Origin of the sequence: Nocardioides sp. CPCC 206348, assembly GCF_048654705.1 — a bacterium.
In the GTDB taxonomy this organism is placed as follows: Bacteria; Actinomycetota; Actinomycetes; order Propionibacteriales; family Nocardioidaceae; genus Nocardioides.
This window is the reverse complement of record NZ_JBMCZA010000195.1, coordinates 23,848-39,541: the sequence shown is the minus strand read 5'-3', so window position 1 is coordinate 39,541 and position 15,694 is coordinate 23,848. Positions and strand designations below refer to the sequence as shown.

The window sequence follows — 15,694 nt, the reverse complement described above, 5'->3', positions numbered from 1 at the left end:
CCACCGCAACCCCCACGACTGCGGCACCCGGAGACGCAACCGGCCCCCTCAACTATCCCGGGTCCGACCAGCGGTAACGATGGGGTTTTGGCGTAATTGGACCGTCGGGCCAGGCCCTCTGGCACGCTGCTCGCCATGGACCGGGGGGCCTTGATGGCGGACGTGCTCGATCACCTGGCTGCGGGCACCGCCGAGGTCGCGATGGAGGGCTGCGTCGCGGCCTGGGAGGCCCATGGAGACCCAGCCGCGCTCGGCCTGGCCGGCCTCGCCGGGTTCTGGCGGGGTGACTTCGCCGATGCGACCGCTCGCGCGGCGGAGGGGTTGGCCGCGGCACGCGATGCCGAGGCCCGGGCGGCGTGTGCCGCTGCGCTGTCGCTCGCGGCCACCGGTGACGTGTTCACCGACCCGGGTGACGCCTGGTCGCTCGCCCGTGACCTGGTCGTCGCGGCTGCGGATCCGGGGTCGCGCTGGTGGTCCTGTGTCCGTTACGTCGTCGCGGAGGCCGCCATGGTCAGTGTGCGCATCGACGACACCGCTGCGGTCCACCGGAGCGGCCCGGCGCCGGCCGCGGCCTGGGCGGGGCATCCGTTCGCTCCGCTGATGGTGATCTGTCAGGTCCGGGAAGCAACCTTCTCCGGCCGCGTGGACGAGGCCCTCGGGTTGCTCGGCCCGATGATGGCCTCGGTGGTTCCGGGCACGCGCGTCGAGAGCGTCATCGGATCGGTCGCGGCACTCGTCCACGGCTTCGCCGGGGACAACGCGGGCGTCGAGGGCTCGCTCCCGGTGGCTCGGCACGTGCCCGAGACGCCCCACGACTACATCGACCGCGGCGCCCTGATGCTGCTGGCCTACGGGGCGATGGCGGTGGGCGACGCGGCCACGGCGGCCGCGATGACCTTCCGGGCCGGGGCCGACGAGGACCTCAGCCGGTGCACGATCATCGACCGCGCCCTCGGCCTGGAGATACTGCTCGTCGCCGCCCTCGAGGAGGGGGACGACGAGGCGGCCGCCGCGTGGCTCGTCGGGCTCAGGCGCCTCGCGGGACACCCGATCGCCGACACCGTGGTGCTGCGCGGAGAGGCCCGGCATGCCCTGGCCACGGGCGCCCCGGAGGCAGCGATCGAGCTGGCGAAGCGCAGCGTCGCGCTGTCGGTGGCTGCTGGTCGGCAGTTCGAGGTGGCCGACGGGGATCTCCTGGTCGCCCGTGCGCAGCTGGCCCTGAGTGACGCGGGAGCCGCCTCGCGCACCCTGCGGAACCTGGTCGTCGAGAGCGACCGCACCGGCCATGCCGCCGTACGGCGCTCCGCGACTGCGGCGCTGGCCGCCTCCGGTCGCCGGCTTCCCCCGATCGCTGGTGGCGGCTGGTCGGTCCTGTCAGCGCGTGAGGCGGAGGTGGCACGGGCGATCCTCGCCGGCCAGGGCGTCGACGAGATAGCCGGCTCGCTGCACCTCTCGCCCGCCACCGTGCGGGTGCACATCTCCCGGGTGTTGTGTGCGTTCGGCGTCGCGACCCGCGTGGGCCTGCTCGCGGTCGTCGGCGCGATCGAAGGTGCCGCGCCACCACCCGTCCCGGCACTGAGCCCTCGCCAAGCCGAGGTGGCAGGCCTCGTCGCCGCTGGTCGCACGAACAAGCAGGTCGCCGAGGAGCTCGGCATCGCCCTCAAGAGCGTGGAGAAGCACGTCGCCGACATCCTGCTCCGCTGGGGCGCCGGCTCGCGGTTCGACGTCGCCCGGATCTGGTGGGGCGCAGGCGCGGGCGAGCGCGGCGCCTGACGGGAAGCGAGCGGCCCCTCAGGCAAGCGCGAAGCGTCTTGCCGCCAGACCAAGGCAAGCGGAGCGAAAGACAACTGCGCGCGCGGCAGCGGGGCGAGAGCCGTTCGACGGCGAGCTTGCTCGCCCTCAGTTTCGGCGAAGACCCGCTCGCGCCAAACAAAAAAGGTGCAGCCGCAAGAGTCTCGGGTCTCCTGCGGCTGCAAACAGAAGACTAGCCGTCGGGTGGGTGGCTGTCTGGGGAATGTCCAGATTCGTCGAGGAAATTGTGTGGTCGGCGGCCGCTGGTAGACACGACTCATGACGTCACCGACCGCGGCCGTGCCCGGGACCGACCCGCGGGAGCGGGCCGAGGAGCACCTGCGCGCGCTGGTGGGGCGCCCCGACGCCACCTTGTACGACGACCAGTGGGCCGCGATCGCGGCCCTGGTCGAGGACCGGCGGCGTGCCCTGGTCGTGCAGCGCACGGGCTGGGGGAAGTCGGCGGTCTACTTCGTCGCGACGCTGCTGCTGCGCGAACGGGGTGCTGGTCCGACGGTGATCATCTCGCCGCTGCTGGCCCTGATGCGCAACCAGATCGCCGCGGCGGAGCGGGCCGGGATCCGGGCGGTCACGGTCAACTCCACCAACGTGGAGCAGTGGGACCAGGTGCACCAGGCGATCCAGGCCGGGGAGATCGACGTACTGCTGGTGAGCCCGGAGCGGCTCAACAACCCGGGTTTCCGCGACGAGGTGCTGCCGCGGCTGGCGGCGACGTGCGGCCTGCTGGTGATCGACGAGGCGCACTGCATCTCCGACTGGGGCCACGACTTCCGCCCCGACTACCGCCGGATCCGCACCCTGCTGCAGGACCTGCCGACCGGCATCCCGGTGCTCGCCACCACCGCGACCGCCAACCAGCGCGTGACCGACGACGTCTCCGAGCAGCTCGGTGAGAAGACCCTGGTGCTGCGCGGCAGTCTCGACCGCGAGTCGCTCCGGCTCGGCGTCGTACGCCTCAAGACCGCCGAGCAGCGACTCGCGTGGCTGGCCGACCACCTCTCCGAGCAGCCCGGCAGCGGGATCGTCTATACGCTGACGGTGGCTGCGACCCAGGAGGTGGCGGACTATCTCCGTTCGCGCGGGCACAACGTGGCGGCGTACTCCGGACAGACCGAACAGACCGAGCGCCTGGCGCTGGAGCAGGCGCTGCTCGACGGCGAGGTGAAGGCGCTGGTCGCGACCAGCGCCCTCGGCATGGGCTTCGACGCGTCGCTGGGCTTCGTGGTCAACCTCGGTGCGCCGAGCAGTCCGGTCGCCTACTACCAGCAGGTCGGCCGTGCCGGTCGTGGCGTGAACCTGCCGCCCGAGGGCGCGTCCGTGGTGTTGCTGCCGGCGATCGAGGACCGCGACATCTGGGCGTACTTCGCCTCGCTGGCCTTCCCGCGGGAGGAGCTCGTGCGCGAGACCCTCGCGGTCCTCGCCGAGTCATCGGGGGAAGGGCGGGCGCTGAGCACCGCCGCCATCGAGCCGCGGGTCGACCTGTCCCGTACCCGGCTGGAGACGATGCTCAAGGTGCTCGACGTCGATGGCGCCGTGCGCCGCGTCCGGGGTGGCTGGGAGTCGACCGGCCGGGAGTGGTCGTACGACGCCGACCGCTACGCCCGGGTCGCCGCTTCCCGGGCTGCCGAGCAGCAGGCGATGCTGGACTACCTCGGCTCGGACGAGTGCCGGATGCGGTTCCTGCGGTCCCAGCTCGACGACCCGGCGGTGCTCGCTGACCCCGCCTGGCGCTGCGGACGTTGCGACAACTGCGGCGGCCTGACCCTGTCGACCGACGTGTCCGAGGCTGCCGTCGAAGAGGCTGCCGATCGGCTGGCCCGTCCGGGTGTTCCGCTCGAGCCGCGCAAGCTGTGGCCCACGGGATTGTCGGCCGTCGGGGTCAGCCTCTCGGGCAAGATCCGCCAGCCCGCCGAGACCGGCCGTGCGATCGCGCGGGCGACCGACCTGGGCCACGGCGCCGCACTGCGGGGCCTGTTCGCGATCGACGCCGAGGACGGCCCGGTCCCCGTCTCGCTGGCTCGCGCCATGGTCGCGATGCTGCAGGACTGGCAGCCCAAGGTCGACGCGATCGTCGTCAGCGAGTCGGAGCGGCGTTCGCAGCTGACCATGGACCTGGCCAGCGGGCTCTCCCGCTTCCTCCAGGTCCCCGTCGTCGGCCGCTGGGCGATCGTCGACCTCTCGGTCGGCCCCGACCGCGGCGCCACGAACTCGGCCCAGCGGGTGGCCGCGGTGTCCCGGCGCTGCGCGCTGCAGCTCGACGACCCCGCCGCGGTGCGCGACGCCCGGGTGCTGCTCGTCGACGACCGCAGCGTGACCGGGTGGTCGCTCACTCTCGGCGCGGCGGCGTTGTACGACGCCGGTGCGGCTGCCGTCGTACCGCTGGTGCTGGGGCTGACGAACTAGCGGTCGCGGGCTGCATGAATACCCGCTTCAGCGGGGATTCCTGCGCTCCCTGGCCGTTGCAACGGCCAGGGAGCGCCAGCAAAGGTCAGGGAGTACGACGGTCGAGGGGCCACGCGCGCCCACCCCTCGACAGAAACTAGAACGCGTTCTACTCTCGCGCCATGAGTGCGCCCCGCTTCGACCGCCCCCTCAGGGTCATCCAGTGGACGACCGGCAACATCGGCCGGCGGTCGGCGCACGCCATCCTGGCCAGGCCCGATTTCGAGCTGGTCGGCGTCTACGCGCACGGCGCGGACAAGGTCGGCAAGGACGCCGCCGAGCTGTGCGGGTGGCCGGAGCCGACGGGTGTGGTCGCCACCAACGACGTTGCCGCCCTCCTCGCCCTGCAGCCCGACGCCTGTTGCTACAACCCGCTGTGGCCTGACGTCGACGAACTGGTCGCGCTCCTCGAGAGCGGGGTGAACGTGTGCACCAGTGCCGCCTGGATCACCGGCGGCAAGCAGTCGCCCGAGGACCGGGCGCGGATCGAGAAGGCGTGCGTCGAGGGCAACGCCACGATCTTCGGCAGCGGTGCGCACCCGGGCATGACCAACGTCATCGCGATGACCCTGAGCGGATCCTGCGAGCGGGTCGACGAGGTCCGGATCACCGAGTCCGTGGACTGCTCGACCTATGAGTCGGCCGAGACGCAGACCGCGATGGGCTTCTCGCAGGACCCGGCGACGCCCGGGCTCGCCGAGAACGTACGCCGCGAGAGCGAGGTGTTCGCCGAGTCCGCCGCGATGATGGCCGACGCCATGGGCGTGACCCTGGACCGGATGACCTTCGACGTCACCTTCACCCCAGCGACCGGTGACTCCGACCTCGGCTTCATGCAGATCCCCGAGGGAACCGTCGCCGGCGTCCTCGGGTACCACCGCGGCTGGGTCGGCGACCGCAACGTCGTGAGCGTCGGCTTCAACTGGACGATGGGCAGCCACGTCGCGCCGCCCAAGCCGCTCGCCCACGGCCACGTGATCCAGGTGTTCGGCGTCCCCAACATGCGTACCGTCCTGCACTGCCTGCCGCCGGAGGGCTGGACCGAGCCCGGGTTCATGGGGCTCGGCATGATCTACACCGCGCTCCCCGTCACCAACGCCGTGCCGTACGTCGTCGCCGCCGAACCCGGCATCGTCACGCTCGCCGACCTGCCGCCGATCACCGGGCGGATGCTGGCCTGATCGTCCGGGGCGCAGCATCCCCCGATCGACGCCTCGCCCCGCCTAGATTGGCGAGCATGAACGACGACGCTCCCACTCCTGGCACGCCGGATCCCGCAGCGGACTCGGGCGACGCGCCGCCGCCTCCGCCGCCGGTGCCGCCCGTCCCTCCGCAGTTCCAGCCCGACAAAACCGTGATGCGTCCGGCCGACCCGCAGCCGGCCGACCCGCAGCCGGCCGACCCGCAGCCCCCCGAGACCGTGATGACGTCACCCGGCGCGCACGGCGGCGCGCACGCCGGCCCGCCCGCTCCCGAGTCGCCCGACGACGGCCTGCTTCCGTTCGGCGCGTTCGAGGGTCCGGAGTCGGCGGTCCAGCCCGGCCCGATCCACCCCGAGTTCCCGACCAAGGCCTCGAAGGCCGGGACCACCGGTGCCCTGATCGCCGTCGGCACCGGCCTGCTCGGCGCGGCCGTCGGCATCTCCGCCCTCCGCAGCCGCGACACGAGCGACGGCGACCTCGACTGGTCGAACTTCGCCGGCGGCCTCGGGGCCACCGCGGTGCTGCTGCTCGTGGCGTTGCTGGGCGCGTTCGTCGCCCGCCGTCGTACCGGCGGACGGGCGCGGGAGGAGGTCGTCACCTGGCCCGGCGTGGTCGGCATCCTCGCGACCGCGGTGGTCCTCAACGTCGGCATCGACAGCGACGAGAACTGGATGGGCTACCTCACGGGTGCCGTGCTCGTGGTGCTCGGGGCCATCGGGTACGTCGCCGCGAGGCGGGCCGCGTTCGTGGTCGTCGCCATCGCGGGTCTCGCGATCATCTACGCCCTGGCCTTCGACGACTTCGTCGCGGACAGCATCGACGGCAACGAGCAGATCACGGGCGCCGTCCTCGTCGCCCTCTTCGTCGTGGTCGTCACGCTGCTCGGCTGGGCGCTCCCGAGCCGGGCGGTCAGTGGGGTCGCCGTCGGCGTCGCCGGCCTGGTCGGCTTCGTCGGGATCATGGCCACGTTCCTGATCGCGCGCCTCCTCGGTTCGGTCTTCGGCGGCATGCTCGGTGGGCCCGCCATGTTCGGCGACGAGGAGTCCTCCGACAGCTTCCAGGTGGTGCCCGAGGAGCTCGGCTTCAAGGAGTCCGACGTCTGGGTCGTCCTCGGCCTGGCTGCCGTGCTCACCCTCCTCTGGGCGCTGGCCGCGGCCATCTCGAACCACGCCGGGTTCTCGATCCTGGCGATCGCCATGCCGACCGTCCTGGTGCCGATGGCCAGCATCGCGCTGGCCGCCGAGCACCCGAGCCAGTGGTCGGGCGCGCTGGCGATTGCGGGCGCCGTACTCCTCCTCGGCGGGGTCGCGCTGGCCCGCCTCCGAGGCAAGAAGGTCGCGAACGCGATGTGACCGTGGGCGCCGCCCTCGTCACGGACGGGGCGGCGCCAGCACGGCCAGGGCGTCCAGCGCCCGGGCCAGTCCGAAGTCCCACGCCAGTGACGGGCTCGAGGCCGCACCCATCGCCTCGCCCGCCGCGGCGCCGACGCTCTGGGCCAGGGGGTAGTCCTCGCCCAGGTAGGCGCCGAGCCGGATGCTCCACTCCGGCCAGTGCTCGGCCATCTCGCCGGCCCGCGGGTCCGGCCGCAATGCCCTGGCCGAGGCGCCGACGAAGTCGAGGACGAAGGTGAGGGCGGCGTCGCAGGTCACCGGCTCGAGTCCGAGCGGCACCAGGGCGGCGAGCTCGTGGTCGTACTTCGCGATGGTCCCGGGGCCGAGCGCCGTCCGGTCGTCGTCGATGTCGTGCAGCCACGGGTGGGCCTGGAGCAGGGCCAGGTTCGCCTCGGCCACCCGTTGGACCCTGCTCCGCCAGCCGAGCCGCCCGTAGGCGGGCCGCTCCATCCGGGCGTACGCCGCGTCGGCCATCAGGACGAGCAGGTCGTCGCGGCCGTTGACGTGCGTGTAGATCGACATGGTCGACACGTCGAGGGCCTCGGCGAGCCGCCGGATCGTGACCGACGCCAGTCCGGAGGCGTCGGCCAGCCGCATCGCGGCCTCCACGACGTCGCCGGTGGAGACCCGCGCCCGCGGACCGCGACTGCCCCCGGTCGGGGCGTCGGGGTGGTCCCGCCAGAGCAGGTCGATCAGTGAACGCGGCAACTTTCCTCCCAGGTGGGGAATCATCCTATGACACTGTACGTTGTACGGCGTACAAGGTTGAGTACACAGAGGAGTTCCTATGCAGGTCACGTCCACCGCCATCTCCCTCAACGTCGCCGACGTCGAGGCCTCGGCCCGCTTCGCCGTCGACCACTTCGGATTCATCGAGGCGATGTCGGCCGACGGGTTCGTCTCCCTCGAGCACCCGTCCGCCGCGATCAACGTGATCTTCCTGCGCACCGGACTGGAGACCTTCCGGCCGCCGGAGGTCGCCGGGTCCGCCGGCCAGGGCCTGCTCCTGGTGTTCGTCGTCGACGACCTCGACGACCAGTTCACCCGGATCTCCGCCGCCGGGGCGCAGGTCGCAACACCGCCCGAGACCGAGCCCTGGGGCGAGCGGTACTGCCAGTTCGTCGACCCGAACGGCCTCGTGTGGCAGCTCGTGCAGTGGATGGTCACGCCGTCGCCCGGAACTGCGTGACCGCCGCCGTCCACGTGTCGGGGCCGGGGATTACTGTCGCTCCGGTGAGCTTCGTTCCCGTCACCGGCCCGGCGACATTCCGGGCCGGCGACCCACCGACGATCGAGTTCACCGACAAGGTCCCCGGTGCCCGCACCATCGCGCTCCCGGTCAACGCCGCTCTGCCCGTGCTCAGTCGGGCGCACACGCGCGACGACGCCCATCCCAGCGTCGCCCTGCTGAGCGGCGCGGCCCTGCTCGCGCTGCGCTTCGTCGCCGCAGGGAAGGTCGCTCCGGCTCCCGAGGGAGCCACCGGGTGGCGGGTGGACGGCCTCGACGAACGCGACCACGACGCCGTACGACGCCTCGCCGAGGCCCGGTCGTACGACGACCTGCCGCCTGCCGACGCCGTCGGACTCGTGCGCCAGGTGCTCGACGCCGTCGCCGACACGATGCCGCGCGCGGCGCCCGCGGTGCGGGTCCGATCGACCTCCGGCGAGACCGCGCCGCGCGAACCGGAGGCCTTTGCCGAGCGGGTGCGGCAACGCCTGGCCGAGCGCACGGCACGCCAGCGGACCGCCAACGCCGAGGCGGGACTGGACGACGACGGACGTCCGCTGCCCGAGCTGGTGCGGATCTCGTTGCGGGTCGAGGCGGCCGAGGAGGAGCTCGTTGCAGGGGCGGTCCGGGTGGTCCTGCAGGTCCACGACGAACGCGATCCGCTGCACGTCGCCGACGCCGCACTGCTGTGGACCACCGGTGCTGCCGAGCACGGCTTCGGTGCCCGGGCGCGGATCCACGCGAGCATCGCGCTCCGGGCGGCGGCCGACGTCTGGCCGACGCTCGACCGGCTGCTCGCCCTGTCGGTGCCCGACCAGCTCACGCTCGATGGCGACGAGATCTCGAGCCTGCTCGAGCACGTCGGGCCGCTGCGCAACGCCCGCGTCGACGTCCACTGGCCGCGCGCCCTCGGCCCCGAGCTGACCGCGCGTGCCGTGCTCGACCGCCGTCCGGGCGCTGCAGAGAAGCGGGGCAAGGCTGAGCGCAACCCCGAGCTGCCCCTGCAGGACAGCCCGTTCTCGACCGAGGGGCTGTTCTCGTTCTCGTGGCAGATCGCCCTGCACGGCGACCCGCTCACCGAGGACGAGATGGCGGAGCTGGCCGCTGCGGCGAGCCCGATCATCAAGCTCCGCGGGGCGTGGACGGTGGTCGACCCGACGACCGCGCAACGTGCCCGCAAGCGGCTGATCCGCAAGGCCACCGGCGCCCAGGCGCTGGCCGCCGCGCTCACCGGCGTCACCGACCTGCCCGCCACCGAGGGCACGGCCACCCAGGATGCCGAGCCCGCGACCGCGCAGGTGATCGTCGGCGCCTCGCTGCTCAAGGTGCGCGAGCAGGTGCTGGCGGCGGCCACCCGCGACCCCCTGGCCGCGCCCGAGGGCCTCGACGCGACCCTGCGTGACTACCAGCGCCACGGGCTGACCTGGCTCGCCGACCTGACCGGCCTGGGCCTGGGCGCCTGCCTCGCCGACGACATGGGCCTCGGCAAGACGATCACCCTGATCTCCCTGCACCTGCACCGCCTCCAGAGCGGCGCCTCCGGCGGCGGCCCGACGCTCGTCGTGTGTCCGGCCAGCCTGCTCGGCAACTGGGAGAGCGAGATCCAGCGGTTTGCGCCCGGCCTGGCCGTACGACGGTTCCACGGGGGAGCGCGGTCCCTGGAGGGCCTGGGGGAGACGGGCGGGTTCGTGCTGACGACGTACGGCACGCTGCGTAGCGACCCGGCGACCCTGGCCGCGATCGACTGGGACCTGGTCGTCGCGGACGAGGCCCAGCACGTGAAGAACTCGCGCACCTCGACCGCCCGCGCACTGCGCCAGGTGCCGAGCCGGGCCCGCGTCGCGCTGACCGGCACGCCCGTCGAGAACGACCTCACCGAGCTCTGGTCGATCCTCGACTGGTGCGTCCCCGGCCTGCTCGGGAGCCGCCAGGCGTTCCGGCGTGTGTGGGCGGCACCGATCGAGTCGGGCGCGGAGCCGACGAAGGCGCGCCAGTTCGCCGACCTGATCGGCCCGTTCCTGCTGCGGCGCCGCAAGTCCGACCCCGGGATCGCGCCGGAGCTGCCGCCGAAGACCGAGACCGACCACCTGCTCGGACTGACCCGCGAGCAGGTCGTCCTCTACGAAGCCTTCGTGAAGGACTCGATGGAGCGGATCGAGCGCGCCGACGAGGAGACCCGCCGTGGGCTGGTGCTCGCCCTGCTCACCGGCCTCAAGCAGATCTGCAACCATCCGGCCCAGTTCCTCAAGCAGGGTGCCGGCGCCCGCCTGGCGGGCCGGTCGGAGAAGTTCGAGCTGCTCGACGAGCTCGTCGCCACGGTCCTCGCCGAGGACGGTGCCGTCCTCATCTTCACGCAGTACGTCGCCATGGCCCGGCTGATCGAGCAGCACCTCACCGCTGCCGGAGTCCCGCACCAGTTCCTCCACGGCGGCACGCCGGTCAGCGCGCGCGAGGCGATGGTCCGCCGGTTCCAGGGCGGTCAGTGGGGGGACGAGCAGGGCGTCCCGGTGTTCCTGCTCTCGCTCAAGGCCGGCGGCACTGGCCTCAACCTCACCCGAGCCGACCACGTCATCCACGTCGACCGCTGGTGGAACCCGGCCGTCGAGGACCAGGCCACCGACCGGGCCTACCGGATCGGCCAGACCAAGCCGGTCCAGGTGCACCGGATGGTCACCCGCGGCACCATCGAGGAGCGCGTCGCGGCCCTGCTCGACCGCAAGCGCCACCTCGCCGACGCCGTGCTCGCCCGCGGCGACGCGGCGCTGACCGAGCTCGACAACGAGGAGCTCCGCGACCTCGTGACCTTGCGGAAGGAGCAGCGCCGCGAGGCCCTGCTGTCCGCCGACGAGCGGGACGACTGATGCGCACGACCTTCGTCCGACAGACGCTGCCCCGGCGCGGGGTGCGGTCGTGGTGGGGCAAGGCGTGGCAGCGGGCTGTCGAGGAGGCTGCCTACTCCGACGCCGAGCTGCGCCCCGGCCGGGCCAGCGCGCGCCGCGGTGACGTCGGCGGCATCAGCGTCGACGCGGGCACCCTGCTGGCCGCGGTCCGGGCCGGCGACGACGCGTGGACGGTCGAGGTCGTCGTACCCACGCTGGAAGCGGGCGCGCGCCGCGCGCTGGTCGACGTGGTGGCGGCGGAGTCCGGCCGGATCGCCGAGCTGCTCGCGGGCAACCTGCCGCACGACTTCGTCGAGCACGTCGAGGAGGTGGGCGTCGAGCTGCTGCCGTACGGCGGCGAGTTCTCCGCGACCTGCACGTGCCCGCACTACCTCGACCCGTGTGCCCACGCGCTGGCGGTGCTGTTGCAGGTCGGGTGGCTCGTCGACGCCGATCCGCTGGTGCTGTTCGCGCTGCGCGGCCTGGATCGCGAGTCCCTGCTGTCCGAGCTGCACGAGCGCGACACCGAGCGCGACGCACGCGACCCCGCACGCGGCGGTTCGGTCGAGGAGCGACCGACGGCCGAGCTCGCCGACGACGTCGAGATCGTGGTGGATGCCGCGATGCGGGCCCAGCGGGCGCTCGAGCTGTTCGAGTCCGGCGAGGACCTGCCCGAAGGCCTCGTCTGAGACCAGCTCACTCAGGCAGCGCGAGGACGCGCAGCTCCGACTGGTAGGCGGCGTACGTCTGGCGCATCTCGTCCGCCGGCCAGTTGCGGGGCAGCAGCTCGGCCGGGAGCAGCGGGTCGCTGGCGAGGTGCCGCACCAGGGCTGCCGCCACTGCCAGCCGCGCTGCCGGAGCGGCGGCCCGGGCCAGCATCCGCAACAGGGTGCGCCCGTCCTTCGCCCAGCCGGTCAGGTCCCACAGGTCTGCGGCGAGGTTCGCCGGGTCGCCGTCGGGTCGAGCGGAGAAGGTGGTGAGGACGACGTCGTCGGCGTACCCGCGCGGTCGGCTCAGGTTGGCCGGGCGCGTCCAGACGCCCTCGCGGACCTCGGAGAGGCGATGCGCGGTCAACAGGTCGCGCAGGGCGGCACGCTCGGGTCCGGAGCGGCCGGACACGACCACGACGGCCATCTCCCACGTGCCGTCCCACTCGATCTCGGCGTCGAGGACGGCCTCGTCCTGGTGCTGCTGGCGCCGGGCCAGTCGCTTGCCGAGGGCGTAGTCGCCGTCGGCCCGACGCAGGTCGCCGGCCGCCACCGCACGGGTCAGCGCGACCCGCACGGTCGAGGCCGGGATGTCGAAGTGTTCGCCCGCGCGGACCAGTGCTGAGGGACTCATCCGGTCCGGGTGCGAGCCGAGCAGCAGGCTGAGCAGCACCGACCGTGCCGACAGGTGCGGCAGCGACGTGGGATCGGGAGGCACGTCGTCACCCTCCCACGGGCCCGTGTCTGTTACAAGTATGGACACAGTTGTTCGTGCGGTTGTAACGTGGACGGCATGACCGATGAGGCCGGCTGGCGCCGCTCCGCGTACGACGGACCCGGGTCGCCCTACCGCGACGCTCCTGCGCCGCGTGAGGACGGGCCGTCGTACCGGACGCTCACCTACGAGGTCGACGGCCGGGTGGCGCGCCTGGTCTTCAATCGCCCCGAGCAGGGCAACTCGATCACCCCGGACACGCCTGTCGAGCTCGCGGACGCCGTCGAGCGCGCCGACCTCGACCCGCGCGTGCACGTGATCGTGCTGAGCGGGCGCGGCAAGGGCTTCTGCGGCGGCTACGACCTGGCCGCCTCGGCCGAGCGGATCCTCGACGGAGGGATGGTGGGCTCGGCCCCGCAGGAAGGCACCGTGCTCGACCCGACCGTCCAGATGCACAACCACGACCCTGCGGGGACGTGGGACCCGATGGTCGACTACGCCATGATGAGCCGCTTCACGCGGGGCTTCGCGAGCCTGCTCCACGCGAACAAGCCGACCGTCGCGAGCATCCACGGCTTCTGCGTGGCGGGCGGCACCGACATCGCGCTGCACTGCGACCAGATCGTGATCGCGGCGGACGCCAAGATCGGTTACCCGCCCACCCGGGTCTGGGGAGTCCCGTCGGCCGGGCTGTGGGCCCACCGCCTCGGCGACCAGCGCGCCAAGCGCCTGCTGTTCACCGGTGACTGCCTCTCCGGTCGTGAAGCCGCGGAGTGGGGCCTCGCCATCGAGGCCCCCGAACCCGAGGACCTCGAGGAACGCACCGAGAACCTGGTCCAGCGGATCGCCGCAATGCCGCTCAACCAGCTGATGATGGTGAAGCTGGCCCTGAACTCCGCACTGCTCGCCCAGGGCGTCGAGAACAGCCGCATGATCAGCACCGTCTTCGACGGCGTCTCGCGCCACACCCGCGAGGGCTACGCCTTCCAGCAACGGGCCGCCGAGGCCGGTTTCCGGCAGGCCGTCCGCGAGCGGGACGCGGCGCCGTACGACGACTTCGGACCTTCGACGAACAAGGGATGATCCAGATGAGCACGCACGAAGTCTTCAACCAGGTCCCCCCGCTCGTCGGGCACGACACCGCTGCCGACCCGGCCCTCCTCGAGGGCATCGAGCGCGAGGGCGCCGGCTGGGCGCTCGAGGAGATCCACGAGGTCGGCCGGCTGGCCGGCACCGCCGAGGCCCGCGACTGGGGCCGGCTCGCGGAGCGCGTCCCGCCACGCCTGCTCACCCACGACCGCTACGGCCATCGCATCGACGAGGTCGAGTACGTGCCGTCGTACCACCGGTTGATGGAGACCGCCGTCTCCCACGGCATCCACGCGGCTCCGTGGGCCGACGACCGGGCGGGTGCCCACGTCGCCCGCGCCGCGAAGTTCTACGCCTGGAACGTCGACGCCGGCCACGGGTGCCCCATCTCGATGACGTACGCCGTCGTCCCGGCCCTGCGTGCGAACCCGGAGCTCGCGGCCCGGTTCGAGCCGCTGCTCACCAACCGCTCCTACGACTTCGGCCTGCGCGACCCGGAGACCAAGACCGGCCTGATCGCGGGCATGTCGATGACCGAGAAGCAGGGCGGCTCCGACGTCCGCGCCAACACGACCACCGCGGTCGCGCAGCCGGACGGCACCTACCGGATCGTCGGGCACAAGTGGTTCACGTCGGCGCCGATGTCCGACATGTTCCTGACCCTCGCCCAGGCGCCCGGCGGGCTCTCCTGCTTCCTGCTCCCGCGGGTGCTGCCGGGTGGCGAGGCCAACCCGATCCGCTTCCTGCGGCTCAAGGACAAGCTCGGCAACAAGTCCAACGCGTCGTCGGAGATCGAGTACGACAACGCCGTCGGCTGGCTGGTCGGCGAGGAGGGCAAGGGCGTCAAGACCATCGTCGAGATGGTCAACATGACCCGCCTCGACTGCGTGATCGGGAGCGCCTCGGGCATGCGGGCGGCTCTCGTCCAGGCCACCCACCACGCGCAGCACCGCTCCGCGTTCGGCAAGCACCTGATCGACCAGCCGCTGATGCGCAACGTGCTGGCCGATCTCGCCCTCGAGTCCGAGGCAGCGACGACCGCGATGATGCGGCTGGCCGGCGCCAACGACCGCGCGATCCGGGGCGACGAGGGGGAGGCCGCGTTGCGCCGGCTCGCGCTCGCCGCGACGAAGTACTACGTCTGCAAGCGTGGCCCGGCCGTCGCCGGCGAGGCGCTCGAATGCCTCGGTGGCAACGGCTACATCGAGGACTTCGACCTGGCCCGCATCTACCGCGAGCTCCCGCTGCTCTCCATCTGGGAGGGCTCGGGCAACGTCGCCGCGCTCGACGCGCTGCGCGCGATCGGCCGCGAGCCGCTGGCCCTGGACGCGTTCTTCACCGAGGCCGACCTGGCCGCCGGTGCCGACCCGCGGTACGACGACGCCGTGTCGTCGCTCAAGAAGGAGCTCACCAGCTTCGATGACATCGAGCTGCGCGCCCGTCGGATCGTCGAGCAGATCGCGGTGGTGTTCCAGGCAGGCCTGCTGCTGCGGCACGCACCGTCCGCGGTCTCGGACGCGTTCTGCGCGAGCCGGCTGTCGCGCGACTGGGGCAGCGCCTTCGGCACCCTGCCCGCCGGCCTCGACCTCGCCCCGATCCTGGAGCGGGCGGCGCCCGGATCCTGAGCGAGGGGCCCGTTACTGCAGCTCGGCCGGGTCGCTGGTCAGGGTCTCGATGAGCCGCTGGGTCTCGGCAGCCACGGCTGACGGGTTCTCCCCGTCGTAGACGACCGCGACCTCGGCGACCCCTGAGGCGGGGATCGAGCGCGCGACCTGTGCGACGTCACCGGTGGGCTCGCGGAGGCTGCAGCCGTTGTCGTCGGTCGTCAGCTCCGCCGACGCGCTCGCGGCGAGGGAGAGGTCGGCGCACGCCAGGTCCAGCTGGTTCGTCATCTCGGACCGGGCACCCTTGCGGTCCTCGCCCCCGAACGAGGTCAGCTGCAGGAGCAGGGTCAGGGGGGACCCGAGGTAGCGACCCGTGAAGGCGCAACCAGCCGTCGTCGCGTTGATCAGGGCCGAGGTGTCGTGCGTCTTCTCGGCGAGCCCCCACTGCTCCCGCAGGTGGGCGGGTACGACGTCGCAGAGGTTCTCCGGCAGGGCGGCCGGCTCGACTGCCGGGGCCGGGTCGTCCTCCTTCGAACAGCCCGAGGCCAGGGGTCCGAGGAGCAGCAGGGCGCACACGAGAACACGCATCGACGTCACCTCCTGAGCCTGCCACGAGCCGTCTGGC

General features: G+C 72.5%; 12 protein-coding genes. 9 read left to right on the top strand and 3 right to left on the bottom strand.

Going from position 1 to position 15,694, the window contains the following annotated elements; genetic code table 11:
- Positions 1–135 precede the first annotated feature (135 nt).
- The 4 genes from ACOADB_RS17895 (at position 136) to ACOADB_RS17880 (ending at position 6,808) form a co-directional block, all read left to right on the top strand.
- Positions 136–1,773, top strand: a complete 1,638-nt coding sequence (locus ACOADB_RS17895) for a LuxR C-terminal-related transcriptional regulator (protein WP_378601406.1) — start codon at positions 136–138, stop codon at positions 1,771–1,773.
- A 297-nt stretch (positions 1,774–2,070) separates the two neighbouring features.
- Positions 2,071–4,215, top strand: coding sequence for a RecQ family ATP-dependent DNA helicase (locus ACOADB_RS17890; protein WP_378601403.1), 2,145 nt, complete (start codon positions 2,071–2,073; stop codon positions 4,213–4,215).
- A gap of 161 nt (positions 4,216–4,376) precedes the next feature.
- On the top strand, positions 4,377–5,435 hold the full coding sequence (locus tag ACOADB_RS17885) for a hypothetical protein (RefSeq protein WP_378601400.1): 1,059 nt from the start codon (positions 4,377–4,379) through the stop codon (positions 5,433–5,435).
- A gap of 56 nt (positions 5,436–5,491) precedes the next feature.
- Complete coding sequence (locus ACOADB_RS17880; RefSeq protein ID WP_378601397.1) at positions 5,492–6,808, top strand: hypothetical protein; 1,317 nt, start codon at positions 5,492–5,494, stop codon at positions 6,806–6,808.
- 18 nt (positions 6,809–6,826) lie between these two features.
- Here ACOADB_RS17880 and ACOADB_RS17875 read toward each other — a convergent pair whose 3' ends face one another.
- A complete protein-coding gene (locus tag ACOADB_RS17875; protein WP_378601394.1) occupies positions 6,827–7,579 on the bottom strand; it encodes a TetR/AcrR family transcriptional regulator in 753 nt (250 codons plus the stop codon).
- 55 nt (positions 7,580–7,634) lie between these two features.
- On the opposite strand from ACOADB_RS17875, the gene ACOADB_RS17870 reads away from it, so the two are divergent.
- Genes ACOADB_RS17870 through ACOADB_RS17860 form a run of 3 tightly spaced genes read left to right on the top strand, consistent with a single transcriptional unit; the run spans position 7,635 to position 11,643 of the window.
- The gene (locus ACOADB_RS17870; protein WP_378601391.1) at positions 7,635–8,036 is read left to right on the top strand and encodes a VOC family protein; all 402 of its coding nucleotides are present in this window, start codon (positions 7,635–7,637) and stop codon (positions 8,034–8,036) included.
- 44 nt (positions 8,037–8,080) lie between these two features.
- Entirely contained in the window at positions 8,081–10,936 is a 2,856-nt protein-coding gene (locus tag ACOADB_RS17865; RefSeq protein ID WP_378601388.1) for a DEAD/DEAH box helicase, read from the top strand.
- Entirely contained in the window at positions 10,936–11,643 is a 708-nt protein-coding gene (locus ACOADB_RS17860; protein ID WP_378601385.1) for an SWIM zinc finger family protein, read from the top strand. The genes ACOADB_RS17865 and ACOADB_RS17860 overlap by 1 nt, the downstream gene beginning before the upstream one ends.
- Positions 11,644–11,650: 7 nt before the next feature.
- Here the strand turns inward: ACOADB_RS17860 and ACOADB_RS17855 are convergent, their stop codons facing one another.
- The gene (locus tag ACOADB_RS17855; RefSeq protein ID WP_378601382.1) at positions 11,651–12,379 is read right to left on the bottom strand and encodes a PaaX family transcriptional regulator C-terminal domain-containing protein; all 729 of its coding nucleotides are present in this window, start codon (positions 12,377–12,379) and stop codon (positions 11,651–11,653) included.
- Between the two features lie 75 nt (positions 12,380–12,454).
- Here ACOADB_RS17855 and ACOADB_RS17850 point away from each other — a divergent pair, with 75 nt between their 5' ends.
- Entirely contained in the window at positions 12,455–13,459 is a 1,005-nt protein-coding gene (locus tag ACOADB_RS17850) for a crotonase/enoyl-CoA hydratase family protein (RefSeq protein ID WP_378601379.1), read from the top strand.
- Positions 13,460–13,464: 5 nt separating this feature from the next.
- Positions 13,465–15,090, top strand: a complete 1,626-nt coding sequence (locus ACOADB_RS17845) for an acyl-CoA dehydrogenase family protein (RefSeq protein WP_378601374.1) — start codon at positions 13,465–13,467, stop codon at positions 15,088–15,090.
- A gap of 12 nt (positions 15,091–15,102) precedes the next feature.
- Here ACOADB_RS17845 and ACOADB_RS17840 read toward each other — a convergent pair whose 3' ends face one another.
- Complete coding sequence (locus ACOADB_RS17840) at positions 15,103–15,657, bottom strand: hypothetical protein (RefSeq protein ID WP_378601371.1); 555 nt, start codon at positions 15,655–15,657, stop codon at positions 15,103–15,105.
- Between the last annotated feature and the right edge of the window lie 37 nt (positions 15,658–15,694).

Bases quoted from the DNA above. Each gene is read 5' to 3' on its own strand.
- ACOADB_RS17895 (WP_378601406.1), top strand. From the start codon at position 136: ATGGACCGGGGGGCCTTGATGGCGGACGTGCTCGATCACCTGGCTGCG.
- ACOADB_RS17890 (WP_378601403.1), top strand. From the start codon at position 2,071: ATGACGTCACCGACCGCGGCCGTGCCCGGGACCGACCCGCGGGAGCGG.
- ACOADB_RS17885 (WP_378601400.1), top strand. From the start codon at position 4,377: ATGAGTGCGCCCCGCTTCGACCGCCCCCTCAGGGTCATCCAGTGGACG.
- ACOADB_RS17880 (WP_378601397.1), top strand. From the start codon at position 5,492: ATGAACGACGACGCTCCCACTCCTGGCACGCCGGATCCCGCAGCGGAC.
- ACOADB_RS17875 (WP_378601394.1), bottom strand. From the start codon at position 7,579: ATGATTCCCCACCTGGGAGGAAAGTTGCCGCGTTCACTGATCGACCTG.
- ACOADB_RS17870 (WP_378601391.1), top strand. From the start codon at position 7,635: ATGCAGGTCACGTCCACCGCCATCTCCCTCAACGTCGCCGACGTCGAG.
- ACOADB_RS17860 (WP_378601385.1), top strand. From the start codon at position 10,936: ATGCGCACGACCTTCGTCCGACAGACGCTGCCCCGGCGCGGGGTGCGG.
- ACOADB_RS17850 (WP_378601379.1), top strand. From the start codon at position 12,455: ATGACCGATGAGGCCGGCTGGCGCCGCTCCGCGTACGACGGACCCGGG.
- ACOADB_RS17845 (WP_378601374.1), top strand. From the start codon at position 13,465: ATGAGCACGCACGAAGTCTTCAACCAGGTCCCCCCGCTCGTCGGGCAC.
- ACOADB_RS17840 (WP_378601371.1), bottom strand. From the start codon at position 15,657: ATGCGTGTTCTCGTGTGCGCCCTGCTGCTCCTCGGACCCCTGGCCTCG.